1 protein-coding gene is annotated in these 1,291 nt (G+C 43.2%); it reads right to left on the bottom strand.

The genetic code is table 11. The features are described from left to right. Positions 1–33: 33 nt before the first annotated feature. Positions 34–1,238 (bottom strand): IS3 family transposase gene (locus QTO06_RS25260; RefSeq protein WP_443088838.1). Its coding sequence is split into 2 segments (ribosomal slippage): positions 34–869 and positions 869–1,238, totalling 1,206 coding nucleotides; the frame shifts between segments, so codons are not numbered across the junction. Positions 1,239–1,291: the final 53 nt, after the last annotated feature.

The raw sequence follows: 1,291 nt of genomic DNA on the forward strand, positions 1-1,291 counted from the left end.
TGACCCGTCCTGATATGGGTTGACACTTTTTAGTTAAAACGCTCGATGTACTTCATCGGGCGTTTTGTATTTTAGCGCTGTATGAGGCCTCATCTGATTATAGATTTCTACAGACTCTGCGACCATTTTTCTCGCCTGAACTATATCTTTAGGCTTTCGCAAGAGGTATTCCATTTTCAAAATGCCATTTACTCTCTCTGCCAACGCATTCTGGTAACAGTCATACCCATCCGTCATTGAACACACTACCTTGTGCTTAGCATGTAAGTCTTGGTATTCCTTTGAGCAGTACTGGGAACCTCTATCTGAATGATGGATTAAGCTTCCTTTACTTCGACGTTTTCGCAAAGCGCTTATAAAAGCTTGTTTTACAGCGCTCGTCTGCATGTTGTCATCCACACTGTAACCGACGATTTTCCTAGAATACGCATCGGTTATCAGGCTGACATAACTATTCCCTTCATGAGTAGGAAGATAGGTAATATCAGCGACCCACAACTCTTCTGGCCTCTTTGGTTTAAAACCATCCTTTATTCGATTTGGGTGGCAGTAAAACCGATGGTGGCTATCTGTTGTTCGGTGGTAAGCACGCTTGGTTTTCACCAGGAGGCGATGATGTTTAAGCAGTGAAAAAAGATAGTCCCTGCCAACAGTCATTCCTGCCTGTTCCATCAGATGCTTCAGCTTTCTAGCTCCTATGCGAGCTTGTTTGATACGAATCTTACGAACAAAACTCAGAAGTACCTCATCACGCCGCAACTTACGAGCTTCAGTGGAGCATTGCTTGTAATAGGCTTGCCTAGTGATATTTACGATTTTGCAAAATTTAGTCACGGTAAGCAGCGCTATGCTTTGCTCTTGGACGACGCACCTTTGTGCTTTTTTACGACTCGAACACCGTAGTCTCGTTCCATAACTTTGACCACTTCTTCAAAGAAGTCGGCTCTTAGCTTGGTATCTTCGAGCTGCTTTTCCAGCTCTTTGATACGTTGCTCTGGAGTAGGTGGTGAATTGAGTTCAGACATAGGCAACCCTTTTTTCAAGAATCGAGGAGTGCCCCTAGACCAATCAAGTCGACCGTGTTTTCGGAGCCACACTAATACTGTAGAACAACCTTGTATGCCGTATTTCTCTTGAGCTTGTTTATAAGTCAGTTCGCCTCTTTCAACTTGGTCAACAACATCCAATTTAAAAGCGAGGGAATAATCGCATTGAGTTCGTCTAGTTATTGATTTCATAACACTCTCCAATTTTCTGGTTGGGAAGTGTCAACCTTATTTAGGATGGGTCA

Origin of the sequence: Vibrio sp. M260121 (assembly GCF_036533715.1) — a bacterium.
Taxonomy (GTDB): Bacteria; Pseudomonadota; Gammaproteobacteria; order Enterobacterales; family Vibrionaceae; genus Vibrio.